The 25,776-nt window shown below is 43.4% G+C and carries 19 protein-coding genes; 6 read left to right on the top strand and 13 right to left on the bottom strand.

Going from position 1 to position 25,776, the window contains the following annotated elements; all coding sequences use genetic code 11:
* Nucleotides 1–12 precede the first annotated feature (12 nt).
* From FM038_RS09155 to sdhC, 4 genes are read right to left on the bottom strand one after another with little or no spacing between them, the layout of a single operon-like run.
* Nucleotides 13–720, bottom strand: coding sequence for a succinate dehydrogenase iron-sulfur subunit (locus tag FM038_RS09155; RefSeq protein WP_142870421.1), 708 nt, complete (start codon nucleotides 718–720; stop codon nucleotides 13–15).
* Between the two features lie 10 nt (nucleotides 721–730).
* A complete protein-coding gene (gene sdhA, locus FM038_RS09150; protein WP_142870420.1) occupies nucleotides 731–2,497 on the bottom strand; it encodes a succinate dehydrogenase flavoprotein subunit in 1,767 nt (588 codons plus the stop codon).
* Nucleotides 2,498–2,845, bottom strand: coding sequence for a succinate dehydrogenase, hydrophobic membrane anchor protein (gene sdhD, locus FM038_RS09145; RefSeq protein WP_142870419.1), 348 nt, complete (start codon nucleotides 2,843–2,845; stop codon nucleotides 2,498–2,500).
* On the bottom strand, nucleotides 2,839–3,234 hold the full coding sequence (sdhC, locus tag FM038_RS09140; protein ID WP_142870418.1) for a succinate dehydrogenase cytochrome b556 subunit: 396 nt from the start codon (nucleotides 3,232–3,234) through the stop codon (nucleotides 2,839–2,841). The genes sdhD and sdhC overlap by 7 nt, the downstream gene beginning before the upstream one ends.
* A 411-nt stretch (nucleotides 3,235–3,645) precedes the next feature.
* Here sdhC and FM038_RS09135 point away from each other — a divergent pair, with 411 nt between their 5' ends.
* On the top strand, nucleotides 3,646–4,938 hold the full coding sequence (locus FM038_RS09135; protein ID WP_142870417.1) for a citrate synthase: 1,293 nt from the start codon (nucleotides 3,646–3,648) through the stop codon (nucleotides 4,936–4,938).
* Nucleotides 4,939–5,015: 77 nt separating this feature from the next.
* Here FM038_RS09135 and FM038_RS09130 read toward each other — a convergent pair whose 3' ends face one another.
* Nucleotides 5,016–5,888, bottom strand: coding sequence for a DUF3859 domain-containing protein (locus FM038_RS09130; RefSeq protein ID WP_185965653.1), 873 nt, complete (start codon nucleotides 5,886–5,888; stop codon nucleotides 5,016–5,018).
* Nucleotides 5,889–6,051: 163 nt separating this feature from the next.
* Complete coding sequence (locus tag FM038_RS09125) at nucleotides 6,052–6,456, bottom strand: hypothetical protein (RefSeq protein WP_223293033.1); 405 nt, start codon at nucleotides 6,454–6,456, stop codon at nucleotides 6,052–6,054.
* A 334-nt stretch (nucleotides 6,457–6,790) separates the two neighbouring features.
* Between FM038_RS09125 and FM038_RS09120 the strand changes: the two genes are divergently transcribed.
* From FM038_RS09120 to FM038_RS09105, 4 genes are all read left to right on the top strand, one after another.
* Complete coding sequence (locus tag FM038_RS09120; RefSeq protein ID WP_142870415.1) at nucleotides 6,791–7,918, top strand: efflux RND transporter periplasmic adaptor subunit; 1,128 nt, start codon at nucleotides 6,791–6,793, stop codon at nucleotides 7,916–7,918.
* Nucleotides 7,919–7,931: 13 nt separating this feature from the next.
* On the top strand, nucleotides 7,932–11,201 hold the full coding sequence (locus FM038_RS09115) for an efflux RND transporter permease subunit (protein WP_142870414.1): 3,270 nt from the start codon (nucleotides 7,932–7,934) through the stop codon (nucleotides 11,199–11,201).
* Nucleotides 11,198–14,272 (top strand): efflux RND transporter permease subunit, encoded by a 3,075-nt coding sequence (locus FM038_RS09110; RefSeq protein ID WP_142870413.1) that lies wholly within the window; start codon nucleotides 11,198–11,200, stop codon nucleotides 14,270–14,272. The genes FM038_RS09115 and FM038_RS09110 overlap by 4 nt, the downstream gene beginning before the upstream one ends.
* A 503-nt stretch (nucleotides 14,273–14,775) precedes the next feature.
* Complete coding sequence (locus FM038_RS09105; RefSeq protein WP_142870412.1) at nucleotides 14,776–15,606, top strand: MBL fold metallo-hydrolase; 831 nt, start codon at nucleotides 14,776–14,778, stop codon at nucleotides 15,604–15,606.
* 95 nt (nucleotides 15,607–15,701) lie between these two features.
* On the opposite strand, the gene FM038_RS09100 is transcribed toward FM038_RS09105, so the two are convergent.
* From FM038_RS09100 to FM038_RS09080, 5 genes are all read right to left on the bottom strand, one after another.
* Nucleotides 15,702–17,261 (bottom strand): M28 family metallopeptidase, encoded by a 1,560-nt coding sequence (locus FM038_RS09100; RefSeq protein WP_223293087.1) that lies wholly within the window; start codon nucleotides 17,259–17,261, stop codon nucleotides 15,702–15,704.
* 254 nt (nucleotides 17,262–17,515) lie between these two features.
* Nucleotides 17,516–17,695 carry a Trm112 family protein gene (locus tag FM038_RS09095; protein ID WP_142870411.1) on the bottom strand — a complete coding sequence of 60 codons (180 nt, stop codon included), beginning with the start codon at nucleotides 17,693–17,695 and terminating at the stop codon, nucleotides 17,516–17,518.
* Nucleotides 17,685–18,707 carry a tetraacyldisaccharide 4'-kinase gene (gene lpxK / locus FM038_RS09090; protein ID WP_142870410.1) on the bottom strand — a complete coding sequence of 341 codons (1,023 nt, stop codon included), beginning with the start codon at nucleotides 18,705–18,707 and terminating at the stop codon, nucleotides 17,685–17,687. Before lpxK ends, FM038_RS09095 begins: the two co-directional genes overlap by 11 nt.
* Before the next feature lie 3 nt (nucleotides 18,708–18,710).
* Nucleotides 18,711–20,543, bottom strand: coding sequence for a lipid A export permease/ATP-binding protein MsbA (gene msbA, locus FM038_RS09085; RefSeq protein WP_142870409.1), 1,833 nt, complete (start codon nucleotides 20,541–20,543; stop codon nucleotides 18,711–18,713).
* A 33-nt stretch (nucleotides 20,544–20,576) separates the two neighbouring features.
* Nucleotides 20,577–22,955 (bottom strand): DNA internalization-related competence protein ComEC/Rec2, encoded by a 2,379-nt coding sequence (locus FM038_RS09080; protein WP_142870408.1) that lies wholly within the window; start codon nucleotides 22,953–22,955, stop codon nucleotides 20,577–20,579.
* Between the two features lie 31 nt (nucleotides 22,956–22,986).
* On the opposite strand from FM038_RS09080, the gene FM038_RS09075 reads away from it, so the two are divergent.
* Nucleotides 22,987–23,496: a DUF2062 domain-containing protein gene (locus FM038_RS09075; protein ID WP_142870407.1), complete on the top strand. Its 510-nt coding sequence runs from the start codon at nucleotides 22,987–22,989 to the stop codon at nucleotides 23,494–23,496.
* 154 nt (nucleotides 23,497–23,650) lie between these two features.
* Here FM038_RS09075 and lolE read toward each other — a convergent pair whose 3' ends face one another.
* Together lolE and lolD are read right to left on the bottom strand one after the other, a co-directional pair.
* Nucleotides 23,651–24,910 carry a lipoprotein-releasing ABC transporter permease subunit LolE gene (gene lolE / locus FM038_RS09070; RefSeq protein WP_142870406.1) on the bottom strand — a complete coding sequence of 420 codons (1,260 nt, stop codon included), beginning with the start codon at nucleotides 24,908–24,910 and terminating at the stop codon, nucleotides 23,651–23,653.
* A complete protein-coding gene (gene lolD / locus FM038_RS09065) occupies nucleotides 24,907–25,617 on the bottom strand; it encodes a lipoprotein-releasing ABC transporter ATP-binding protein LolD (protein WP_142870405.1) in 711 nt (236 codons plus the stop codon). Before lolD ends, lolE begins: the two co-directional genes overlap by 4 nt.
* Nucleotides 25,618–25,776: the final 159 nt, after the last annotated feature.

Below are 25,776 nucleotides of genomic sequence, written 5' to 3'. Positions count from 1 at the left end.
TTTGTCTTGCATTTACACTGCTCTCTTTAGCAACATGGACTTAATGTGTCCAATTGCCTTAGTTGGGTTTAGTCCCTTAGGACATACATCCACACAGTTCATGATGCCATGGCAGCGGAATACGCTGTATGCATCATCAAGTTCTGATAAACGCTCTTCAGTCGCTGTGTCACGGCTATCAATTAGGAAGCGATAGGCATGTAACAAGCCACTTGGACCGATAAACTTATCAGGATTCCACCAGAAAGATGGACAAGCGGTCGAACAACAGGCACACATGATACATTCATAAAGACCATCTAAATGTGCTCGCTCTTCCGGTGATTGCAGATGTTCACGCGCAGGCGTTTTTTCATCGTTTATCAAGTATGGCTTGATCTTCTCATACTGCTTGTAGAACTGAGATAAGTCCACAATAAGATCACGGACAACAGGCATGCCAGGCAGTGGTCTGATCTCTATTTTCTTACCTTTGAATGTAGACACTGGCGTGATACAGGCCAAACCATTCTTACCATTCATGTTCAGGCCATCTGAACCACAAACACCTTCACGACATGAACGACGAAATGCCAAGGTAGGATCTTGCTCTTTTAGAAGAATTAGTGCATCCAGGACCATCATATCGGTACCTTCAGCTACTTCTAATGTGTAATCCTTCATATACGGCTTAGCGTCTACATCAGGGTTGTAGCGATAAATTGCGATATTCAAATTCATCTCAATCTCCTTAGTAAGTACGCTTAATCGGTGGGAAGGCGGCACGAAGCTTAGGCTTCATATTCACATCACGCTTATTCATCTCTTCAGTAACTGGGTCGAAGACACTGTGACATAACCAGTTCTCATCATCGCGGTCTAAAAAGTCTTCACGAGAGTGCGCACCGCGGCTTTCTGTGCGGTAGTTTGCCGCGTAAGCCGTTGCAATCGCCGTAGCCATCAAGTTATCTAGCTCTAAACACTCAATACGCTGAGTGTTAAATTCTGTCGAATTGTCAGACAATTTAGCATTGGCTAGACGCTTGCGAATGGCCTTAAGCTCTGCAAGACCTTCAGCCATAGCGTCTCCACTACGGAATACTGAGAAGTTAAGCTGCATACAAAGCTGCAAATCTTTACGGATTTGTGTAGGGTCTTCGCCGTCTTTGTTGCTTTCCCAACGATTCAGACGGTCGAGTGATTTGGCAATGTCAGCATCCGTTGCATCTTTAGGATCGGCAGTTTCATCAAGCGCTTTTCCTAAATGTTGACCGGCTGCGCGTCCAAATACCACTAAATCAAGCAGTGAATTACCACCTAAGCGGTTTGCTCCATGTACCGATACACAGGCAATCTCACCAACAGCGAATAGGCCAACAATATCTTGCTCAGTGCCATCGCTATTTTGACGGATCACTTGTCCGCTAACTTTAGCCGGCAAACCACCCATCATGTAATGACATGTCGGTAATACAGGGATTGGACCATCGGCCGGATCGATATGAGCGAATGTACGAGACAGTTCACAAACACCAGGAAGACGCGCTTCTAGTGTCTCTTTACCTAAATGATCCAGCTTGAGTAGCAAGTGCGGACCTAAAGGACCATCAAGACCGCGACCTTCACGAATTTCAGTCATCATCGAACGTGCTACCACGTCACGTGAGGCTAAATCTTTCGCATTCGGTGCATAACGCTCCATGAAGCGTTCGCCATCTTTATTGAGAAGATATCCACCTTCACCACGACAACCTTCTGTAACCAGTACACCCGCACCAGCAATACCGGTTGGGTGGAACTGCCACATTTCCATATCTTGCATCTGCACGCCAGCGCGCATTGCCATGCCAACACCATCGCCAGTATTGATATGTGCATTGGTCGTCGAGGCGAAAATACGTCCCGCACCACCGGTTGCAAGAATGGTTGCTTTCGCTTTGAAATAAACGATTTCACCGCTTTCGATATCGATAGCCGTACAACCAACAATGACGCCGTCTTCGTTTTTCACTAAATCGAGTGCATACCACTCAGAAAAAACTTCGGTTTTATGCTTAACATTTTGCTGGTACAAACAATGAAGCAGAGCATGACCCGTACGGTCAGCTGCTGCTGCAGTACGAGCCGCTTGCTCGCCACCAAAATTTCTTGATTGACCACCAAACGGACGTTGGTAGATAGTGCCGTTTTCGAAACGAGAGAATGGAAGTCCCATTTGCTCTAGCTCAATAACCGCTTCTGGACCTGTTTTACACATGAACTCAATCGCTTCTTGGTCACCGATAAAATCGGAACCTTTCACGGTATCGTACATGTGCTGTTCCCAATGATCTTCATGGGCATTACCTAGTGCTACAGTAATACCACCCTGTGCAGACACAGTATGAGAACGAGTAGGAAAAACTTTAGATAAAAGCGCGCAGCTCTTACCTTCTTTAGAAATCTGTAGTGCTGCTCGCATACCCGCACCACCGGCACCAATAACGACTGCATCAAACTCGCGAACTGGAATACTCACTTAAACACCCCACACTATCAAAATACCAGCGGCCAGATAAGAAAAGGCTGCGACGACAACAACAAACTGAAGTGCACCACGAAGCATTAATGGCTTTACATAGTCTGTAAGCACTTGCCAAATACCAATCCATGCATGAACAAGGATGGCAACGAGGGCAAGTAGTGTAAATACTTTCATAGGCAGAGCGCTAAATAGACTATGCCATATGTCGTAGGTGAGTGGAGAGCTACATGCAACAAATCCAATCAAGAAAATGGTGTAAATAGCTAAAATAATTGCACTTGCACGTATTAAAATAAAGTCATGAACACCACTGCGTCCAAGACTTGCTGCATTAGTTACCATACCCACATCCCCACAATGATTGAAAACGCAATTGACAATGCAAAAGCGGCTTTTGCCGAAGCAATACCAGCTGGTAACTCTTCCCAGCGACCGGTATCCATTATCAGATGGCGTATACCAACGATAAGGTGATAACCCAGTGCGGTTAGAATTCCCCAGATGACAAACTTAACGAACAAATTATCAAAAAGAGATTGTACGCCGGCGAAACTTTCAGGGGATGCTAAAGATTCATTTAGCAACCAAATGAGAATGCCAACTGCAAATAGCATGATGACACCGGATACACGATGAAGAATGGACGCAATCGCTGTTGCAGGAAAGCGTATGGTCTGCAGATCTAGATGGACAGGTCTTTGCTTTTTCACGTTCTGCTCACTCTGCTCTATTGAGCTATATTTTTGTTATACGATCCGCTCTCGCTCAAATTTTGATCCGTGAGGTTGATCACAGTTCAAGGTCATCACAAAAGAAAGTTTAAACAGACTATTAACATTCTAGATAGAACTCATTAACCTAGTGAAAAAAGTGCTAACTAATCAGTAATGTCTGCAGCTCATCTGAGCCGAAGCAAGTATACGCGCGGCAAATGTCAAATACAAACATCACATTATGCAAATTTTGTTTTTTTGGTAAAAAAATCTGCCAAGTTCCTGTTCTATTATGGGGTTTGAGCAAAATAAGACCATGGTCTAACAAATTAAAACGGTTATTTAAATTGAAATGTGATCTAGATTCACTGTAAAGTGTTGGCGTTTGATAAGCCGCACTCACATAAGAATGAAGTAAGGAGAACGGGTATGGCTGAAAATATAGCCAAGTTGGAACTGCCAGGAAATGACTCAATCGATCTGCCAATAAAAAAAGGAACGGCAGGCTTTGATGTTATCGACATCAGCAAATTAGGAAGTAAGGGTCACTTTACTTTCGATCCAGGATTTCTCGCGACAGCTTCCTGTGAATCAGCAATTACTTATATCGACGGCGCACAAGGGATCTTGCTTCACCGCGGATACCCGATTGGTGAACTCGCCATAGATTCAGATTATTTAGATCTTTGCTATTTGCTTTTGTACGGAGAGCTTCCAACTAAGACTCAGTATGATAAATTTGTTCATACAGTTAAAAACCACACCATGGTCAACGAGCAGCTTGTAGCCTTCTTCCGAGGTTTCAGACGTGACGCTCACCCAATGGCTATGCTTTGTGGTGTAACAGGTGCACTTTCTGCATTTTACCAAGATTCATTAGACGTAAACGATGAGCGTCACCGCGAAATCGCCGCTTTTCGCCTAGTGTCTAAAATGCCGACGATTGCAGCCATGTGTTACAAGTACTCAATTGGCCAGCCATTCGTGTATCCACGTAATGATCTAAGCTACGCAGGTAACTTCCTTAGCATGATGTTTGCTGTACCATGTGAAGAATACAAGGTTAACCCTATCGTAGAACGTGCCATGGATCGCATCTTTATTTTGCATGCCGATCACGAACAAAATGCGTCAACATCAACGGTTCGTCTGGCCGGTTCTTCAGGTGCTAACCCATTTGCATGTATTGCAGCGGGTATTGCGTCACTTTGGGGACCAGCACATGGCGGGGCTAATGAAGCGTGTCTAAACATGCTTGAAGAGATTGGTAGTGTTGATCGTATTCCTGAGTTTATTGCACGTGCTAAGGATAAAGAAGATCCTTTCCGTCTAATGGGCTTTGGTCATCGTGTTTATAAGAACTTCGATCCTCGCGCAAAAGTTATGCGTGAAACGTGTCACGAAGTCCTTAGTGAGCTTAAAGTGAATGACCCACTACTTGATGTGGCAATGGAACTTGAGCGTATCGCACTTGAAGATGAGTATTTTGTCTCTAAGAAGCTGTATCCTAATGTTGATTTCTATTCAGGCATCATCATGAAGGCTATCGGTATTCCAACTAGCATGTTCACAGTACTGTTTGCGCTTGCGCGTACAGTTGGTTGGATTGCTCATTGGAAAGAGATGTTGGATCAGCCTGGTCATAAGATCAGTCGTCCACGTCAATTATATACCGGCGCACCTGAGCGCACATTTGTCTCACAAGGCAAGCGTGAATCTTAAAGCTGCTATAACCTAGGTTCTAGAACCTAAGGATCAGCAACTGAAAAAGGCACTCATCGAGTGCCTTTTTTATACTCTTAATTTGGTAAGCTTCTACCCACTTCAATACAGCTGTCGAAGTCTCTCAAATCACATCCCTTGTTGTACCATTTGGCTTCACTGTCACCTTCAGACATCTGGCCAGCCCTACGACATCCTGAGATATCACCTAAATCACACGCACGTCCATAATAGAGTATAGCGCCGACGGTATCCTTGAAACGTTCCACCCCTTTCCATGCGAATTGATAACAAGCTGATGCGTCATCTTTCATGCAGCAATCCTGATACTGACTAATCAAGTGTCTAGGGTATTTAGCTTCATCAATTACGCACACTTGAGTGATTTGGGCAGGTTTTGTGGGGGTGTTCATCACCAGGAAACTTTGACTGACTATCTCAGTGCCCTTTTCGAGTACTGATACCGTCCACTTACCTGAAACCAACTCTGATTCTGATTCAAAATTCCAAATCACATAGTTAGGTCTGCCAAAATAGAGTATGTCTTTCCAGCTCGACTCGGTCGTCACTGTCCCATCTGTTGATGTGATTTCAGGGTGTTTGACGGTAATGGTTACCGGTACTTTTCTTGGTACATCAACAAGTATCTTTGCTGATGATGTATCCTTTTTGATCATATTAACCGCAATGGAAGCGTTATAAGTGAAACCAAAACCGGTACCCAATGTAGGTGCAATAGGGAAGCTTGGCGTGATATCGTACCCAACAATCAAGCCATTCATTTTCCTTGGGGTAGCAAGACCTTTAGCATCGATACTGGCATTGATCCCCACACTATGCTCATTGGACGATTCAGCCATATCCTCAGTGGAACCAGCCTCATTGGGGATATTACTACATGCTTGTAAACTAAAAAGACAGATAATTGAAAACACTTGTACAAACTTCATACTATTCATTACTTTAGCTATTTAAAACTGGCATGCTACTGAACTAAAGACACATAAACAAGATACTTTACCATAACAAATTACCACAAAGAGACTGAGCTCACATCAAGACGACAGGGCTTTGAATTCTCGCAGAAAGATCGCAAATTGAGTAGGATTGGTACTAATCCGCTAACCATTTGTCGACAGCTCCACGCTTACCTTGCTTAATATCCCGGCGCATCTCTTCGGCAATCTCATCGCGGGGATCCATTTTATCTTTTGCTCTGCGCAGCTTCCTTGTAGCATTGTGCTCCATTTTATCCAATTTCTTGTCGACATAGCTGCCATCTGCCAAATCCCTGGCATTATCTTTAGCTCTACTGACCTTATTCTTTGTCTTATTGTACTCATGCTTGTACTTATATTTGTTGTCTTTAAGATCTCGATTCATGCGTACTGCGTCTTTCAACAAGTTTTGTGCATGTAGGTTTGGTGAGAATAGGAACACTGACATCAAGGCCATAGCGACTAGATTTTTAATAAGAGTGAATTTCATAAAACTAAGTGTCATAAGAGCGTCTTCCATAAAAGTTATCCACTCATTATCTCCCTCCAATCCCAGTAAATGAACGCCACTTGATGCATTAAGGTTATTAACCAAACAAATGAACCCAATGAACTGAATTAATCACCCCTGATACATCTTGTATCAAATCGAGTTTGAATTGTTACACAATTAATCGTTAAATCTCTCTTAGTCAAAAGCATCAAGTTTTAAACCTTTTCGCTACATTATGTTTAACAAATTTAACTTCACAGACATCGCGAAGTATAAGCCATTGTATTCAAATCGATTTAATTTGTGGCATGGCTTGTGCTTAGTTAGTGACAATTAGAACAAATAACTTAGGTATTTTTACATGGACTCTTTAAATACACTCGCTAACATTCAAGTTACACACACTCATAAAGCTGGTGTTAAAACTCGCCCGCTCAATAGTTTCAAGTTTGCACTTCCTCTCCTTCTGGTGTCAGTGCTCTCGGCTTGTAGCGGTGAAGAGCCGCCTAAAGAAGAGGAGAAATATGCCGTTCCTGTTGAAACGACAACCGTTATTCAAGGCGATGTTTCTTCATTTTATAGCACGACCGCAACCCTTGAAGCGCCACAAGAAGCAAACGTTGTCACCCGAATCGCTGGTTTAATCGAAGAGATCAGAGTCGAAGAGGGAGATAGAGTCACTAAAGGCCAGCTTCTCGCAATCATAGATGCCAAAAGACAGAGATATGATCTTGCCCGCTCTCAAGCAGAAGTGGAGATCATCGAACAAGAACTCAATCGTCTGAAAAAAATGGGCAACAAAGAATTTATCAGTGCAGATTCCATGGCCAAGCTTGAATACAATTTACAAGCGGCCATTGCCAAACGTGATCTTGCAGGTTTGCATGTTGAAGAAAGCATTATCCGCTCACCTATCGATGGGGTTATAGCGACCCGATTCGTCAAAACAGGCAATATGGCTAAAGAGTTTGAAGAGCTTTTCTATGTCGTCAATCAAGACGAACTATATGGGATCGTACATTTGCCAGAGCAGCAGTTGCAAAGTTTACGTTTAGGCCAAGATGCTCAAATCTTTGCGAACAAACACTCCGAAGAGACTGTTCACGCCAAAGTGCTGCGAATAAGCCCGATTGTCGATGCGCAAAGCGGTACGTTTAAGGTCACTCTTTCAGTACCGAATCAAAATGCAAAATTAAAATCTGGCATGTTCACCCGTGTAGAGCTTAGATATGACACCCACAACAATGTCATCACAGTTCCTTATAACGCTGTGGTCAACCAAGACAATGAATTCGCCCTTTACGTCATTGATGGCAACAACGTGAATCGTAGACAAGTCTCTCTTGGTTACCGTGAGGCTGATACAGTCGAAATTATTGCTGGGATAGAGCCTGGAGAACAAATTGTGATCCGCGGTCAGCAAAACCTAAAAGATCAGTCGCTTGTAGAAGTTATCAGTACATTAGATTTAGCCTCTGCCGCGAAGTAAAGGAAACCGAATTATGTCTATTATAAAAACATCGGTAAAACGACCTGTCACAGTGTGGATGTTCATGCTAGCAGTTATCCTTTTTGGTATGGTTGGGTTCTCACGTCTGGCAGTCAAATTACTACCCGATTTGAGTTATCCCACCATCACCATACGTACTCAGTATGTAGGAGCTGCACCGGTCGAAGTCGAGCAGCTAGTCTCAAAACCCATTGAAGAAGCCGCTGGCATAGTCAAAGGCCTAAGAAAAATCAGCTCCATTTCACGATCTGGCATGTCAGATGTCGTCCTTGAGTTTGAATGGGGCACCGACATGGATATGGCTAGCCTTGATGTACGAGAGAAGCTAGATACCATCATTCTACCTTTGGATGTCAAAAAGCCACTATTACTCAGGTTTAATCCAAACCTTGATCCTATCGTTCGCCTTGCACTGTCGGTACCTGAAGCCAGTGATACTGAGCTGAAACAGATGAGGACTTATGCAGACGAAGAGCTCAAGCGCCAACTTGAGTCTTTAACTGGCGTCGCCGCAGTCAGGCTTTCAGGTGGTTTACAGCAAGAAGTTCATATTCAGCTTAACCAGCAGAAGCTGACACAACTGAATTTAAATGCCGATAAAATTCGTAACCGTATTGCTGAAGAAAATATTAACCTTTCAGCAGGTAAAGTCATACAAGGGGATAAAGAGTACCTTGTTAGAACCCTTAATCAATTCAACTCACTCGAAGAGCTGGGCCAGATCATTGTTTATCGTGATGCTCAGACCTTAGTGCGTTTGTTCGAAGTGGCCGAAATTGTTGATGCTCATAAGGAACGTAATGATATTACTCGGATAGGCGATCAAGAATCTATCGAGCTGGCCATCTACAAGGAAGGCGATGCAAATACCGTTGCAGTGGCAAGAAAAGTCACAGCTGCATTGGATGCACTAAATAGTAATAACGTTAAATCTGAATTGACGGTTATCTACGATCAATCTGAGTTCATTGAAAGTGCGGTCAGTGAGGTCACCTCGGCTGCGTTAATAGGGAGTTTACTCTCTATGCTGATCATCTATCTATTTTTACGAGACATCATTCCAACGCTGATCATCTCTATCTCTATTCCCTTTTCGGTAATAGCCACATTTAACATGATGTATTTTGCCAATATCAGCTTAAACATCATGTCTCTGGGTGGAATAGCCCTGGCGGTGGGCTTATTAGTAGATAATGCCATTGTTGTACTGGAAAATATTGATCGCTGCCGCTCGCAGGGTATGAGTAAACTCGAAGCTGCAGTAACTGGTACTAAAGAAGTCTCTGGAGCCATATTTGCGTCAACATTAACAACACTAGCTGTATTTGTGCCATTAGTCTTTGTCGACGGGGTTGCCGGTGCCCTCTTCTCAGATCAGGCCCTTACAGTTACCTTTGCACTGCTCGCTTCGCTACTCGTCGCGCTCACAACCATCCCTATGTTGGCATCTCGAGAAGGGATAAAGTCTCTGCCGCCTCTACTCGCTAAAGAGAAGAAGCCAACACCTGAGACTAAAATGGGCAAGTTAACACACTACAGTGCCACGGTTTTCTCTTTTCCCTTCATCGTCTTATTCAGTTACTTACCCAGTGCCCTGTTAACCTTAGCGCTTATGTTTGGCCGCCTGCTGTCTTGGTTCACCGGGTTGTTTATGCGCCCACTGAGCCAAGGATTTAATTGGTGTTACCGCCAGCTTGAACATGTGTATCATCGTCTACTCGCGTTAGCGCTTAAATTTAAGGTGTTAACCTTATCTATTGCCATTTTAGTGACTGCGGGAACTGGTTTACTCGTGCCTAAACTGGGAATGGAGCTTATTCCTCCAATGAATCAAGGTGAATTCTATGTCGAGATCCTACTGACACCAGGCACTGAGGTGTCAGAAACTGACAAGGTACTTCGTACCTTGGCATTGTCAATCAAGGACAGAGAAGATGTTAAACATGCATATAGCCAAGCAGGTAGTGGCGGATTGATGACATCAGATACTTCACGTGGGGGTGAAAACTGGGGCCGATTACAGGTCGTCCTAGCCGACCATAACGCATTTGAGGCCGTAGCTTCTGTGCTGCGAACCACTGCGATGCGGATCCCTGAGCTTGAAGCCAAAATTCAACATCCTGAGCTCTTTAGCTTTAAAACACCACTCGAAATTGAGCTTATAGGTTATGACTTAGCCCAACTCAAGCAAACATCAAACAACTTAATTGATGCCCTTTCAGATTCAGACCGCTTTGCAGATCTCAATACCAGCCTCAGAGACGGACAACCTGAGTTAAGTATTCGCTTCGACCATGAAAGACTCGCATCACTAGGCATGGATGCGCCTACTGTAGCCAACAGAATTGCGCAACGCATTGGCGGCACTGTCGCAAGTCAATACACAGTCAGAGATCGTAAAGTTGATATTCTAGTCAGAAGTGAAATCGAAGAGCGTGATCAGATCAGTGATATCGGTGCCATGATCATCAATCCAGATAGCAATCGCCCTATTGCACTCAGCGCTGTTGCCGATGTGACGTTAAAGCTAGGCCCTTCAGCCATTAACCGAATCAGCCAGCAAAGAGTCGCTATCGTCTCGGCAAACTTAGCCTATGGTGACTTAAATGAAGCAGTGCTCGAAGCCAGAGAAATTCTAGCTAATCAAACACTGCCGACTTCTATACAGGCGCGATTTGGTGGTCAAAATGAAGAGATGGAGCATTCATTCCAGTCGCTACAGATAGCCTTAGTGCTGGCTGTATTTTTAGTCTACTTAGTGATGGCCAGTCAGTTTGAGTCACTGCTACACCCACTGCTTATCTTAATTGCCGTGCCAATGGCTGTTGGCGGCAGTATTTTAGGACTCTATATCACCAATACTCATCTGAGTGTGGTGGTATTTATTGGACTCATCATGCTAGCAGGTATCGTGGTCAATAATGCCATCGTGCTGGTCGACCGTATTAATCAGATAAGAGCCGATGGCGTTGAGAAGATGCAAGCCATCTCTGAAGCAGCAAAGTCTCGTTTACGTCCGATTATAATGACGACACTGACGACCGCTTTAGGTCTTTCTCCGATGGCATTTGGTTTGGGTGATGGCTCAGAAGTTCGTGCCCCTATGGCCATTACGGTAATATTTGGCTTGCTACTATCGACACTACTGACATTAGTGGTGATCCCTGTGCTGTACGCCCTGTTCGATCGTAAGGAATATGCCTCACCAGAGACCAAAGATACACAAGAAGCATTGCTTACAAGTGAAGGAGGTCAGGCATGAATCTCACCCGTTTAGCAATATCTAGGCCTGTGACCACCAGCATGTTCTTCGTGGCTATTCTGCTGTTTGGTTTAGCGTCGAGTCGCTTACTGCCACTGGAGATGTTTCCAGGCATAGATATGCCTCAGGTCAACATTGAGGTGCCATATAAAGGCTCGACACCAGCTGAAGTTGAGCGTGATATTACCAGTATTTTAGAAGAATCACTGGCAACCATGGGCGGTATTGAAGAGCTAAGATCTAGCTCTTCACAAAATGGCGCAGAGATAGAACTCAGAATGAAGTGGGGAGAAAATGTCGCGACCAAGAGTCTTGAGGCGCGTGAGAAAATAGATGCTGTCAGGCATCTACTCCCTAAAGATGTTGAACGGGTCTTTATCAGACAGTTCAGTACCGCTGATATGCCTGTGCTTAACTTGAGAATTTCAAGTGACCGTGAACTATCAGGTGCGTTCGACTTACTCGATAAACAATTAAAGCGCCCGTTAGAAAGAGTTGAAGGTGTGTCTCAAGTCACCTTATATGGTGTTGAGCAAAAACAGATAGAGATTCGCATCAATGCAGACAAATTGTCTTCCAGTGGCGTCTCTCTCCAATATCTGAACCAAAGACTGCAACAAGAAAACTTTATTGTCAGTGCTGGAATTTTAAGAGCTAATGCAAGAGTCTATCAAGTCTCTCCAAAAGGCGAATTTAGAAACTTGGATGACATTCATGCCGTCGTCTTGAAACCTGGTGTGACATTAGGTGATATTGCCAACATCTCATTTTCACTGCCAGAGCGTTTAGATGGGCGTCATTTAGATCAAAACTATGCCGTGGGCTTAGATGTGTTTAAAGAGTCTGGGGCCAACTTAGTTGAAGTGTCTGAGCGGGTGATGAAGGTCATCGAGAGTGCCAAGCAAGATCAACAATTTGATGGCATTAAACTCTTTGTCATGGAAGATCAGGCTTATGGGGTGACATCATCACTCAATGATTTGCTCACCGCGGGGCTCATTGGTGCCCTACTCTCTTTTGGCGTGTTATATCTATTTTTGAGAAATTTAAAGATGACACTGGTGGTAGTCACCTCTGTGCCTATCTCAATCTGTATGACGCTGGCCGCAATGTATCTTCTCGGCTACAGCCTTAATATCCTTTCGATGATGGGCTTATTGCTCGCTGTCGGTATGCTTATTGATAATGCCGTTGTGGTCACCGAAAGTGTACTGCAGGAGAAACAAGTTGCTGCAGATCCATCGGCTAGCAATAACATGGATAAAGAGGCCAACAACAGCGCCGTGCTTAGTGGTGTGAATAAAGTAGCACTCGCCGTGTTAGCCGGAACGCTAACGACTGCAATAGTATTCCTGCCTAATATATTTGGCGTAAAAGTTGAACTCACCATTTTCTTAGAACACGTCGCTATTGCTATCTGTATCTCACTAGCAGCCTCATTGCTTGTGGCTAAGACACTACTGCCATTAATGCTCAGTAGAATGAACATTGAAGTTGAGGCAGAGGTAAAAGAGAGTAAGCTGAAATATTTTTATCATAAAAGCTTAGATTGGATACTGGCTCACTCGCGCACGTCTGGCGTTATTTCAATCATCATCTTAGCCTCAACCGCTTTGCCATTGACCATGGTTAAGCAAGATCAATCTGACGGAGAAGGTAACAATAAGCTCTACATCAACTACCAAGTTGAAGGTCGTCATAATCTGGATGTGACTGAAGCGATGATCACTAAGATGGAAAAGTACCTTTATGCTAATAAAGATGAATTCCATATCGATTCTGTCTATAGCTACTATTCACCAGATCGTGGTCAGTCAACATTAATTTTAAAAGAAGACACCGAAGTTGACATGAAGGTATTGAAAAAATCCATACGTGAAGGTTTTCCAAAGTTTTCAATTGCAAAGCCTCAATTCGGTTGGGGCGGTGGTAACAATGGCTTGAGAGTCACCTTGACAGGTCGCTCTACCAGTGAACTCATTGAGATCAGTAACAACGTGATCCCTTTATTATCTAAGATTGAAGGTTTGACTGATGTAAGATCTGAACTCAGTGGTGCGCAACAGGAAGTGGTTATCCAGATTGATCGTCAAATGGCTGCTAGACTCGATCTTAAACTCAATGAAATTGCATCGAGTATCTCTATGGCGCTAAGAGGCACTCAACTTCGTTCGTTCCGCCATGATCCAAATGGAGAGTTACGTATCGAGATGTCTTTTGAACAAGAGTGGCGTTTGTCCCTCGAACGCTTGAAGCAATTACCGATTATTCGAATAGATAACCGTGTATATACCTTAGATAGCTTAGCCAATATTCAAATATCGCCAAGGTTTGACACCATACGCCATTACGATAGACAAACAGCACTATCTATTGGCGCCAATCTTGATGACTTAACCACCGAAGAAGCACAAGAAAAAATTACCGAAGTCATGGAAAATGTCAATTTCCCTGCAGGTTATGGTTATTCACTCAGAGGAGGCTTTGAGAAACAAGATGAAGACCAGGCGGTAATGGCGACTAACATGTTGCTGGCATTAGCCATGATCTACATAGTGATGGCGGCACTGTTCGAGTCTTTACTGCTACCGACAGCTATCATCACCTCGATCTTGTTTTCTATCACTGGCGTCTTCTGGGGGCTACTGATTAGTGGGACTCCGATGGGTGTCATGGTGATGATTGGTATCTTGATCCTGATGGGAATTGTCGTTAACAACGGCATTGTTTTGGTGGATCAGATTAACCAGAAGCAGCCTGAGTTAGACAAATTATCAAATGCTATCAGTCAGGTATGTATTTCACGTTTACGACCTGTATTAATGACTGTTGGCACAACGGTATTAGGATTGCTTCCACTGGCAATGGGAGATACCCAACTCGGCGGCGGAGGTCCATCATATTCCCCCATGGCTATTGCCATTATCGGTGGTTTAACTTTCTCAACCGTCACTAGCTTATATCTAGTGCCACTTTGTTATCAGGCGCTTTATAGAATGCGATATAACTCAGCGGTACGACTAGGACGTGCAAATAGTCTTTCTAGAAGGCTTATGCCTTGGGCATATTGATCATAGATCTAATACCATTTCCATTAAACAAGTGACCATTCAGCGGGAGTTAAAAACGCTGTAGGCAAGATAAGGGGATTGAAGCTAATAGTTATTCTCGGCTCTGGCATCCTGCTTCGCCCTACCTTCTGCATCCATGCAGTCGTATATCGAAAGCCACTTTCGCAGCTTAAAGTGTTTTTCCCTTAGCTTTAAACATCAGCCGCACTTCGTGAGCTTCTCAGGGCTTCTACTTCTGCGTTGCATTGCCTCGAAAGGGAATAACCATTTCGTCAACAATGCGCCTTGAATTTAAAGCCCTGAGAAAGCTCTGAATTGATCATATGTTTAATGGAATTGGTATAAATATATGAGTGACGAGTAATTAAATGAGGGCTGCTATTGCAGCCCTTTCCTTTACAGGGACACAGTAAAATGTAACTATCGGATAACCTTAACAACAATAATAACAACAGAGGTAACAGGCAATGCGATCATGCAGGCTACTCAAAATTAGCACTCTTATGCTGGGTCTCTTACTGTCTCAAGTTTCATTCGCCGATAGATTCGCTGATGTAGAAATTAGCAAACAAAAGCTCTCTGAAACCAGCTATATGTTAACTGGCTCTGGTGGCAATATTGGGGTTTCAGCGGGTAAAGATGGGATCTTAATTATAGATAATCAATTTGCTCCCCTATCGGGAAAAATTGTTGCAGCATTATCGACAATTCAACCAGGCTTACCTAGATATGTTGTTAATACTCACTATCATGGCGATCACACTGGTGGGAACAACCTCTTCGGCATGAATAGCGTTATTTTCGCCCATCATAATGTATTGAAACGATTATCTGGTGATAACAGCTATAAAGCTGCTGGTCTTCCTTCAGTGACTTATCATGAGGGAACCAGTATTCATTTTAATGAGGAGACACTGCATTTAATCCATATGGGACCAGGCCATACGGATGGAGATAGTGTGGTGTTATGGGAAGATAAGAGCGTTATCCATATGGGCGATCTTTTCTTTAAAGATAGGTTTCCCTATATCGACCTCAAGGCGGGTGGCTCAGTGAAGGGATACCGTGACAATGTTGCAGCCATGATCCGAAAAATAAATACCGACACTAAAGTGATCCCAGGACACGGTTCGCTCGCGACCAGAAACGACCTGATCCGCTTTAAACATATGCTCGATAAATCCATCAACTGGATGGAGAGTAAACTCTCGTCTGGCATGGATCTGGAACAAATTCAGCTTGAAGGAATACCTAAAGGTAAAATTGACTGGAGCTGGGCTTTTATCACAGAAGAAAAGTGGATTAATACGCTCTATGAAGGGTTAAAAGAGTAACTTATCAAGATACTCATACCAATTGGTATTAAGAGGAAGCACGACGCTCAGTGCTCCCTCATGAAATCAATAGCAATCAAGGTCATCGAAACGGCTTAACGATTATCCTCTGCACGTCTCGCCTTAAAATCAGAGTCCTCGAGCCATCTTGGCCAATCTTCATTGTTAGCAAGCTCAGCTAAAATACTGCCTATAAGCGCTAGATCTTGTTTTACTCCGCCAAGAGACCAAGTTTCATCATAGTCATCCTGCCCTTTATGATATTTGTGTGCAATGTAATCAGGATCGGTATCGCCTAAACTCATAAATAGCAAACCTGGCACTCCCTGCTGGGCTAATGCAAAGTGGTCTGAGCGATACATCAAACCATTTTGCGGACGAGGATCCGCTTTAACATGGCGTTTCAACTCAGAGCTGGCATCTTTTAGGTAACCTTCTAGTTCAGATACTCCTTGGCCATAACCTAAGATGTAATCCACACCATCATTAACATTCATGCCATCGATATTGAGAAAAGCAACCATGTCTTTAGTGGGTACTGGTGGATTAAGAGCGAAGTGTTGGGCACCGATAAGGCCTGTTTCTTCGGCGGTAAAGTTAGTAAATAATATATCTCGCTTAAAAGGGGTTTGGTCAGCCTTCGCCTTAAACGCTTTAGCTAAGGCAAGTACGCCAGCAACACCTGAGGCATTATCGACTGCACCATTAAATATCTGCTTATTTCCTTCTGCATCTAGCTTAGTGCCCAGATGATCCCAGTGGGCATGCATCACAAGCGTCTCATCACTCTTATTGCTACCAGGTAGTTTGGCAACGACATTGTAAGACTCAGCTTTCACTATGGTATTTTTCAATACCAAATTTGCTTTCATCTTTAGATCCACGGCCTTGAAATCAGGCTTACGGGCCGCGAGCTTCAAGGTTTCATAATTGAGATCAGCCTTAGTAAAAATTAGTTTGGCTACGTCATGCTGCACCCAGCCCATAACCCCGACTTGACTCAGGTTATTATTATCGTCGATTAACGTATATTTGCTACCCGTATTCGAGTTTTGCACCACACCCCAACCATAGGCTGCTGGTGCTGTTTCATGAACGATGAAAACAGCTGCAGCGCCTTGTCTGGCTGCCTCTTCATACTTGTATGTCCAGCGACCGTAATAAGTCATAGCGTTGCCTTTAAACACGTTATCATCTTGAGTGGCAAAGCCTGGATCATTGACTAAAACAATGACCGTTTTTCCTTTTACGTTAATCCCACTGTAATCATTCCAGCCATACTCAGGTGCATTAATACCATAGCCCACAAATACCAAATCGCTGTCTTTGAGTTCAACGTGATCAATGATCCTCTGGGTTCTGGCTGTAAACTGATCACCTGAGATAAATGTCATTCCATCGATAGCAAGAGTCATATCTTGATCGGCATTAATTTCTGCCAGTGGGACAGCTTGTAAATAGTCACCTTTATAGCCAGGCTCTAGACCGATATCTTTAAAAGAGTTAACCAGATAATCTAGCGTTAACCTTTCTCCAGCAGATAAAGGCGCCCTTCCGCCAAACTCATCACTGGCGAGTATTTTTGTATCTTCTTTATACTGTTTTATATCAAAGTCGAAGACGTGTTGTGCCGATATGACAGGTTGGGCTGACAAAAAAAGATAACAACAAAATGATGTAAAAATAGCTCTTTTCACAATATATCCCTTATTGATTTTTATAATTTTAGTTATAGAGGAGTTGCAGTGTAAATGGGCTTTTAAGTGAGGACAATAAGCGAATCAAAATAAAAATGAAGCTGAAGTCAGCTTTAAGCAAGAGGAAGTAAAAATGAGTAGGCCAAGCAGATATAAACACTACTACTATGAAAAACGCTCCCTACAGGAGCGTTTATTCATTAAGCTACAGCTTACGCTTCATCTTTCCATGGTTCAGCCATATTTTCCAATAAAACTGGGATCCCATCGTTGATGGCATAGGCCAATCGGTCAGCTTTACAGATCAATTGTTGTTTGGCTTTATCGTAATCCAGTTTGCCTTTACAGACCGGGCAAGCAACAATTTCTAATAGTTTTTTATCAAACGCCATCTGATTTTCCTTCTTTTTCAACAATAACTCGATGGAGTTTATCCATGAGGTTCACTTCAAATTTTGTCGGTAGCTTGGCATCAACAGCTAAATACCACCAGTTATCTTTTGCAAAATCGCGACACTTAACCGCATCTTTTTCTGTCATTAAAATGGTTTGTTCGCCTGCCACTTGAGTGAGTAATTCAAGCGTAAACTTTTGATGGTCTTCAAACTCATGACATTTAGTTAAAGTATGCCCCTGCTCATGCAATGTATTAAAAAAGCGTTGAGGATTGCCTATCCCAGCAACAGCGACCACAGGGCATGGTACAAAAGTGCCATTGCCTGAAGCGGAAACTGGCTGAATAGCTTGAGGCTGCAGACTCATCTGAAATTCTCCATCATGAGCCTTTCCATTTACTATGGTGAAATCAACATGCTTAGCGCGCCACACCCCTTCTCTTAGCGGACCGGAAGGCAATAACATTTCATTGCCAAAACGTCGTTCTCCATCAAGGATCAAGAGTTCAATATCTCGCTCAAGACGATAATGCTGCAAACCATCGTCACTAATGATGACATCAACCTGCCCAGAATGAATCAAGGCTTTCGCGGCCTTAACTCTGTCAGCGCCAATCACCATAGGTACAGCCGTTCTTGCAACAATCATAGCAGGCTCATCACCCACTTCAGCAGCCGACATATGGCGCTCAACGCTTTTCACACCCTCAAATTCAACACCATAGCCTCGACTGATCACCCCAGGTTTCAAGCCATGTTTTCTCATTAATTCAATAAGAAAAATAACCATGGGTGTTTTACCACTGCCGCCAACCGTAATATTGCCGACGATAATAACCGGCACAGGCAATGCGAAAGTTTGCTTTATCCCACATTTAAACAAGACGCGCCTAACACCACTGACTAACCAGAAAAGTAGAGATAATGGTAACAAAAGGCGCTTAAACACTTTATATGCAAGAGGCGTATTTTTGTTCGGATACCAAACTTTATTGACAAACTCTTGCATAAATTAATTGCTAAACTGCATGTTATACAGATTAGAATAGATACCCTTTTTAGCGATAAGAGACTGATGGTCGCCTCGCTCAACGACTCTACCTTGATCAATGACGAGTATTTGATCCGCAGATTCTATGGTTGAAAGTCGGTGAGCAATCACTATCGAAGTTCTATTGTGACGTAAGTTATCTAAGCCTAACTGAATGGCCTTCTCAGACTCTGTATCTAATGCTGATGTGGCTTCATCGAGGATTAATACAGGTGAGTTACGTAAAATAGCCCGCGCAATGGCTATTCTTTGTCTCTGTCCACCAGAAAGTAAAACACCATTTTCACCGACTTGGGTATCTAACCCTTCTGGTAATAACTCAACAAACTCCATAGCATGGGCAAGAGTTGCAGCTTCTATAATCTGCTCCCTTGTCACCTCACCGGGATAAGCATATGAGATATTGTTGGCAATAGAGTCATTAAATAATGTCACTTGTTGAGAGACTAATGCCACCTGATTTCTCAGGCACTTCAAGTCATAATCATCGATATTGACACCATCAAGCTCAATTGAGCCCTCTTCAAGCCCAGTGTAAAAACGCGTCACAAGACTTGCTATCGTAGATTTACCTGAACCTGAACGCCCTACTAAAGCGATGGTCTGGCCTTGTTTAACGGTAAAGTCAATCTGCTCTAAGGCAAGCCTCTCTTGATCAGGGTAGCGGAAGTTCACCTGATTAAAGCTCAAATTACCTTTCACTCTATCCACCGTATACTGGCCAGTATCAACTTCGGGCTGAGTATCTAATAGCTCAAAAATGGTGGTACAGGCAGCAATACCGCGTTGAAACTCAGCGTTCACTCTGGTCAAATTTTTAATCGGCTGCAACATTGCGAGCATAGCGCCAAGAATTGTCGCAAACGTACCTGCAGTCAGCTCCTCTTGCATTCCCTCAAAACTTGCAGCATAAAGAACGAAAGCCAATGCAAAGGAACCAATCACCATTACAAGCGGTTGGCTTATTGATTGTGCCATTGCCAACTTCATATTCTGGTAACGATTTTGTTCATTCACTACAGCAAAACGGTGAGATTCGGTTTCTTGCCCGCCGAAAGCCAAAACATTCTTGTGCCCTTTAATCATCTGCTCTGTTGCAGCAGTCACTCCACCCATTGCGGTTTGAATTCGCTTAGAGACCTTGCGAAATCGCTTGCTGACGATAGAGATGATCAAACCTATGATGGGACCTATGACCAAAATACAAAGAGATAGCTTCCAGGAGTAAAAGAACATGATAGCCAACATGCCGACCACAGTAATACTGTCTCTGACTATGCTGATCAGTGCACTACCGGTTGCTCTGGCAATCTGTTCAGTGTCATAGGTCACACGGGAAATAAGGTTACCTGAGTTTTCTCTGTCGATATAGCTGACAGGAAGTGTCAGATAATGTTCGAATACCTCTTGGCGCATATCCATGATCAAACGCGCACTCATGTATGAGATACAATAGGTCGATAAGAAGTTGGCTAAGCCTCTAAGGCTAAATAATACAATAACAACAATAGGTGCTAGCATGAGCACATCACTGGATGCACCAAAACCTTCACTGGTCCCTAGATCGACACCACCGACACCCACAGCTGAAGTCACTTCACCGGCCTGGCCACCAAAACCACCATCGATAAAGGGTTTAATCACAGCAATAAATGTTGCATCAACTGCGGCGTACATCACTAGGCCCAAAACAGCAAAAGCAAACACTACTTTCAATGGCTTTATATAACCCATCAGGCGTTTAAAAACGCTCCAGACTTCATTCTTTGATTCTTGATTTGAAGAGTTTGACATTAACGGGTCTATTCATAATTCAAAAAATGCATTCTACTCTGTATTTTTCAACTCACCAAACCTAAACAAGCTGTTGTACCAAAAAGGCGCTAAATCGGAGCGGTAAGTTGTAATAAGACGTTTATCGTGCCGAAAAACTATACTAACCTGCCCCTCCTTTCCTGTGGTTATCACTTCAGCCCCGCTAGCAATGTAGCGTTCAACAACATCGTGTTTAGGCAAACCATATCGATTATTAAAGCCAGCGGGTATAAGTACTAAGCTAGGCGATACTGTATTTATAAAGGCTTGAGTTGATGACGTACGGCTGCCGTGATGAGGTGCAATTAACACATCACTAGAGAGGTTTATTGATTGCTGTAACAATAAATATTCAGCTTTATGTTCTATATCCCCAGTTAATAGCACTTGATGCTCTCCATCAGACACTTTCAACACGCAAGAGCCATTGTTTCCTTTGCTCGCTTGCAGAGGTGCTAATATTTCAAGCGTTAGTCCTTGCCAATCTAACCGCTTAGGACGGCAATTAAGTAGTGAGTGACGATAAATATCCTCAGAGTGCTTATTCAGCCCAAATGTTCCAGACTGATGTATCTCTTCCCTAGATTTAAACACATAGGGTAAGTCACTAATCAGGGTCGTCTGCTCAAAATGTTGAAGAATCACTTTAGCCCCACCAGCATGATCGTTATCACTGTGACTGATCACCAGATAATCAATGCGGTTTATTCCCTTACTGTGAAGAAAAGGCAAAATAACCCGCTCGGCATAGGTAAAGTCGCTGCCATAGGCCGCTCCCGTATCATAAATCAAACCATGACCCGATTTTTCTATGACGACGCTTAACCCCTGACCGACATCCAACAAATGCAGTCTCCATTCGCTAGCGGATAGACTCAGCTGCTCATTTATTAGGGTAATAATTAATGGTAACGATAGGGTCAAGGATACCAGTCTCCACCTAACAAGCGTCCCTTTGAGTGCTAACCATACTCCGAGCAAGAAGAATCCTAAACACGCTATCATATGACTTGATACTCGTATCCAAGCACTCGGTAGCGTGTCAACCAGTTCAAACCCAAGACTCATAGGCAATAGACTCATATCAACAAGGTAAAAAATAGGATGAATATCGACGCTAATCAGCCCTGCGAGCATCCATAGCCCAAAGCTCACCATAGCCAAGGGGATCACAATTAAGCTAAACCAAGGAACCAAAATAAGGTTAAACAGTAAGCCATAGGCAGAAATCCCACCAAACAGTATTGCCTGTAAAATGCCAAGCCCAAGGCTTAAACGCCATTGTATCGACCAAAAAAGTGCCATTTTATGGGTGTGACGTCTGTTAATGATCCCGAGTTCTCTGAGTTCTGATGTCTGCTTATTCTGTTGACTGATAGTCAGTAGGATGATCCCTAACGCTGAAAATGACAGCCAAAAACTCGCGCTTAAACTGCTAAGAGGGTCCAATAAGAGAATGAGAAACAGTGCATAAAGCAAGCGCTCCCAGGGTGATGAGTAACGCTTAACTGCAGCAAGTAAAAGCAGTAGCAATAACATGATTAGTGCACGTTGAGTCGGTAGTGCAAAGCCCGCAAGATATGCATAAGCACCGGCAGATAGTGCCGATAAAAAACCTGCTATCAATAAGTTTCTTCGGCTGACACAGACAAGGTAACGACTGAGAATAACTTGAGATAAAATAAATACCCAACTTGCAACAACGGTCAAATGCAGGCCAGATATTGCAATCAAATGACCCGTTCCCGTCACCCGTAATGCAGCCCACCTCAGCTCATTGATCAAGCTTTTATCGCCAACTAAAACCGCTAAGATCAAGTCACCATGATCCAACTGCATCATTAAAGGCGTTAAGCGAGTAATAATTTGGCTTCTAGGTGTATCAACATGGCCTATCAAAGAACCAGATATGACTCGGCCTTTCATGACGATATGCTTGCTGAGTAAACTGCGTTGCTGGTTATAACCACCTTGGTTTAATACACTCGTAATGGGTTTGGGCTGAATAACCCATTCCCACTGTTCACCTACCGTTACCTTAGGTGCATGCTGCCACGTCACCCTGAGTGCTTTTGGCAACAAATTAACATTTTTTAATTTCAACAGGCGAATATCCATACTAACCCAGTCGCTGTTTGAGCGAACTAGTGATATGATTTCGCCCCTCACGATTATATTTTGTGCTCTGTTCGGTGGTTCAACAAACAATAAGAGTTGGACAAAAATAGATACCCACCCAACAGCGAGTAGCGTTCCAGCTATAATTGGAGCGCGTTTTAGCACTAGTAAGCCGACCACTACTGAGGTGATATAAAGTGATGCTGTTGGTAACAATGGCCACAGCAGAGTGGATATAATGGTAACGCTGAAACCAATCATAAATCGATTCATACTGAATAAGTTAAGACAGTAATTGCAATCTATGCCAAAAAAAATCATTGAAAGGTTTATGCCTAAACCTGAAACACTACGAAACCATAAACATTTACAGATGTTTGGGAAGTTACTTCATAAAGCGAATTTATGGACCTTGAATCGTCGCTCAGCCCCTGCGGCATTCGCCGTTGGACTCTTTGTTGCTTGGATGCCAATGCCATTTCAAATGGTCTTAGCCGCCGCCTTAGCCATTGTGTTTAACTGTAATCTGCCTCTGGCGGTAGCATTAGTGTGGATAACCAATCCCATCACTATGCCATTTATGTTTTACGCAGCTTATATGCTAGGGGCAAAAATTCTCAGTCACCCACCACAAGAGTTCGCCTTCGAAGCCACTTGGCAATGGGTTGAAGCTTCTGTATTCACCATAGGCCCACCCTTTTTATTGGGTTGTTTAGTATTGGGGACTATTTTTGCTGTTTGTGGTTATCTGTTGATAAAGGCACTGTGGAAGTATTCAATTTTGTTTAAATGGAAGAGTCGTAACCAGCATTAGTGACAAGGGTCAATATTAGCGGCTCAAGCAAAACCGACCATATGTGGTCGGTGCCTCGATTAACCAGCCCGTTACTCCTCAATCATAGAAAACGGCTTAGCTACGAATAAATTGGCGCGCCTAATATGACTATAGCCGTTCTCTCGCGTAACAATTACCTTCCGGCAAGCGCCATCGCAGGTTGAGTCTTACTCGCCTTCCAGGCGGGATAGATGGTCGAAAGCAGACTCATTACAAAGGCTAATATCAGTACAGTAAAAACATCTGCCATATTGAGCTGTGAAGGGAGAAAATCGATAAAATAAACATCCGCGGATAGAAATTTAATGCCGAGTAAACTCTCAATTGACGAGGCGATTTTACTCAAATTCTCGGCCACTAACACGCCAAAAACCCCACCAAGCAGGCAACCCAATAATCCATTGAGTGCGCCTTGCACGATAAAAATCATCATAATGGAGGCTCGTTTCATCCCCATGGTGAGTAAGATTGCTATTTCAGACTGTTTATCACGAACAGCCATCACTAACGTTGATACGATATTGAAACAGGCAACAGCAATCACTAGCGCTAAAACTAAATACATCACAACCCTGACCAGCTGTATATCCTGATAAAGGTTCCCTTGAGTACGTGTCCAATCACTCAAGTATAAATACTGCTGTTGGCTATAACCTAATTCTCTGATTAATCTTGGTGCTTCAAAGACTTTATCAACTTTAACTCTAACACCCGACACGCCCTCTTCCATTTTCAGAATAGACGCAGCGTACTCCATAGGCACGTATGCCGTCGACAGGTCCAATTCCCCACCGAGCTCGAATACACCCGCCACGACAAATCGATAGCTTTTCGCTGTTCCTATGCGTGAAGTGTTGCTATTTGCAGCTTGTATATCGGGCATGTATAAGCTCAAGGAGTCGCCGACATCGATGCCTAATGCTTCAGCAAGCCCTTTCCCGAGAACAATATTATTTTGATTACTCTCTGACAATTTCGTCCAGGCCGAGCTGGACATAAATTTTGAAATAATCGATACTTTTTGCTCTTGCTCTGTATCGATACCCAAAACTGACAAGCCTTGAAAACCACCCGGCTTTTGCACTAAACCTTGGAGTCGTATAAACGGCGCTGCAGCGATGATCCCTGGAATTTTTGCTGCATCATCAGCTATGCCTTGCCAGTTCTGCACTGGGGCGTTAACACCACTGAGTTCTGCATGAGCGACAACCCCAAGTAAGCGCTCTTCTAATTCACGTTCAAAGCCATTCATGGCCGACAGCACCACAATTAAGACCGCAACACCCAGAGCGATACCCGCTGTGGAAGCAAAGGAGATAAAACTAATAAAACTATTGGATTGCCTTGCTAAATAGAAACGCCAACCGACCCAAATAGACAGCAACTGACTCATGAAGCCTCACTCTTAAACTTGTCTTCATCAGGACTCAGTAAGAAACCATCTTTCATTTGCAGTTGTCTATCCATTCTGGCTGCGAGCTTTGTATCATGGGTCACCACAACAAATGCGGTTCCAAATTGAGTCGCGAGCTCTTGAATGAGCTCATAAACTGCCTCACCACTGCTGGCATCAAGATTACCGGTTGGCTCGTCAGCGAGTACTAACTTGGGTTTATTGATCAGTGCTCTAGCAATCGCTGTTCGCTGCCGCTCACCACCAGACATCTCTGAAGGGGCATGTGACAACCTATGTCCAAGTCCGACACGTTCGAGCAAGGTTCTAGCCTCTTGATGAGCGAGTTCACGATTAACACCTTGAATTAACGCCGGCATAGCGACATTTTCCAGGGCTGTAAACTCAGGCAATAGATGATGAAATTGATAAATAAAGCCTAAATCTTGATTGCGGATCTGTGACTGGCGTTTACTTGTCAGTTCATAAAGATCTTCACCTAGTAATGTCACTTGACCACTACTAGGCCTATCTAAGGTTCCCATGATGTGCAGTAAGGTACTCTTTCCTGATCCAGATGTTCCAACAATAGCCAGTTGTTCTCCCTTAAAAACATCTAGATTTACTGCGTTCAATACTTGGGTATCGACGCTTCCTTCGGTATACCTTTTACTGACATTTTTTACTGTTAGCAATCGCTCTTGCATATTCTGTCACTCTTTATTTATTCGATATGATTTATCTCGATAAAATCATATGAACGAGTTTATCTTTTCAAATCCCTAAGCCGAGAATTAAACCGAGTTAGACGTTTAATCATGACTAAAGGCAATATTATCTTAATAGGATGCTGCCTTAATAAACTG

Source organism: Shewanella eurypsychrophilus, assembly GCF_007004545.3.
GTDB lineage: Bacteria > Pseudomonadota > Gammaproteobacteria > Enterobacterales > Shewanellaceae > Shewanella > Shewanella eurypsychrophilus.
The sequence above is the reverse complement of the archived record's forward strand: the minus strand, read 5'-3'. Positions and strand labels throughout refer to the sequence as shown.

What these genes read in the sequence shown, in the direction of transcription:
- FM038_RS09155 (WP_142870421.1), bottom strand. Translation starts at nt 720, where the DNA reads ATGAATTTGAATATCGCAATTTATCGCTACAACCCTGATGTAGACGCT.
- sdhD (WP_142870419.1), bottom strand. Translation starts at nt 2,845, where the DNA reads ATGGTAACTAATGCAGCAAGTCTTGGACGCAGTGGTGTTCATGACTTT.
- FM038_RS09135 (WP_142870417.1), top strand. Translation starts at nt 3,646, where the DNA reads ATGGCTGAAAATATAGCCAAGTTGGAACTGCCAGGAAATGACTCAATC.
- FM038_RS09130 (WP_185965653.1), bottom strand. Translation starts at nt 5,888, where the DNA reads ATGAAGTTTGTACAAGTGTTTTCAATTATCTGTCTTTTTAGTTTACAA.
- FM038_RS09125 (WP_223293033.1), bottom strand. Translation starts at nt 6,456, where the DNA reads ATGGAAGACGCTCTTATGACACTTAGTTTTATGAAATTCACTCTTATT.
- FM038_RS09120 (WP_142870415.1), top strand. Translation starts at nt 6,791, where the DNA reads ATGGACTCTTTAAATACACTCGCTAACATTCAAGTTACACACACTCAT.
- FM038_RS09115 (WP_142870414.1), top strand. Translation starts at nt 7,932, where the DNA reads ATGTCTATTATAAAAACATCGGTAAAACGACCTGTCACAGTGTGGATG.
- FM038_RS09110 (WP_142870413.1), top strand. Translation starts at nt 11,198, where the DNA reads ATGAATCTCACCCGTTTAGCAATATCTAGGCCTGTGACCACCAGCATG.
- FM038_RS09105 (WP_142870412.1), top strand. Translation starts at nt 14,776, where the DNA reads ATGCTGGGTCTCTTACTGTCTCAAGTTTCATTCGCCGATAGATTCGCT.
- FM038_RS09095 (WP_142870411.1), bottom strand. Translation starts at nt 17,695, where the DNA reads ATGGCGTTTGATAAAAAACTATTAGAAATTGTTGCTTGCCCGGTCTGT.
- lpxK (WP_142870410.1), bottom strand. Translation starts at nt 18,707, where the DNA reads ATGCAAGAGTTTGTCAATAAAGTTTGGTATCCGAACAAAAATACGCCT.
- msbA (WP_142870409.1), bottom strand. Translation starts at nt 20,543, where the DNA reads ATGTCAAACTCTTCAAATCAAGAATCAAAGAATGAAGTCTGGAGCGTT.
- FM038_RS09080 (WP_142870408.1), bottom strand. Translation starts at nt 22,955, where the DNA reads ATGAATCGATTTATGATTGGTTTCAGCGTTACCATTATATCCACTCTG.
- FM038_RS09075 (WP_142870407.1), top strand. Translation starts at nt 22,987, where the DNA reads ATGCCAAAAAAAATCATTGAAAGGTTTATGCCTAAACCTGAAACACTA.
- lolE (WP_142870406.1), bottom strand. Translation starts at nt 24,910, where the DNA reads ATGAGTCAGTTGCTGTCTATTTGGGTCGGTTGGCGTTTCTATTTAGCA.
- lolD (WP_142870405.1), bottom strand. Translation starts at nt 25,617, where the DNA reads ATGCAAGAGCGATTGCTAACAGTAAAAAATGTCAGTAAAAGGTATACC.